The organism is Streptomyces mesophilus, assembly GCF_011044995.1.
In the GTDB taxonomy this organism is placed as follows: Bacteria; Actinomycetota; Actinomycetes; order Streptomycetales; family Streptomycetaceae; genus Streptomyces; species Streptomyces mesophilus.
In genome coordinates, this window is record NZ_JAAKZW010000490.1 from 1 (window position 1) to 802 (window position 802).

At 75.9% G+C, this 802-nt stretch carries 1 protein-coding gene; it reads left to right on the plus strand.

Annotated elements, in window-relative coordinates:
* The first annotated feature begins 74 nt into the window (after positions 1–74).
* Positions 75–800, plus strand: a complete 726-nt coding sequence (locus G6045_RS40730) for a DUF2797 domain-containing protein (RefSeq protein ID WP_408056436.1) — start codon at positions 75–77, stop codon at positions 798–800.
* The last annotated feature ends 2 nt before the right edge of the window (positions 801–802 follow it).

Genomic DNA, 802 nt, shown 5'->3' on the forward strand with positions numbered 1-802 from the left:
CGACGGCGTCACATGGGTGTAAGAGACAGGGGCGGCGGGGGCGGCGGCGTACGCCGTGTCCGACCGGGGCCGGGGTGTCCGCCCGGGCGACCCGTGCGCAGTGCGAGGAGTGCGCGCGTATCGACCGGTCCTACTCCGTCGCCGCCGACACCATGGCCGATGATCCGCGGCCCTACGCCGTGTATCTCGCCGCCTTCGGTCCGGGGCTCCTCAAAGTGGGGATCACCGCGGACGAGCGCGGCTCGGCGCGGCTCCTGGAACAGGGCGCGGTCGCGTTCACCTGGCTCGGCCGCGGTCCGCTGATGGCGGCGCGGCGGGTGGAGGAGCTGGTGGGGGTGGCGCTGGGGGTGCCGGACCGGATTCCGTACGCGAAGAAGAGGGCGGTACGGGCCTCGCTGCCGCCCGCGGACGAGTGGACGGCGGAGCTGGTGCGGGCCCACGCGCGGGCGGTGGGGCTCGCGGGCCGGCCCGAGTCGATGACCATGGCGGCGTGTGAAGTGGTCGATCACCGTGCGGAGTTCGGCCTGGCGGGGCTCGCGCAGGCTGCTTCGGTGGTACGGGAGCTCGTCGACGGGGGCGTCGTGGCGGGCCGCCTCGTCGCGGCCGCGGGCCCCGACCTGCACCTCGATACGGGTCGCGGCCTCGTCCTGGACGGGCGCCTGCTCGGCGGCTGGCGGCTCGAGGCGGTCGCGGGCGGCGGGGGCGTCTTGGGCGGCGAGAGCGGCGAGGGCGTGGCAGGCGGCGGCGCGGTGACGGTGCCGACGGTGGAGCTGGGCGGGGTGCAGGACTGGTTGTTCTGAGC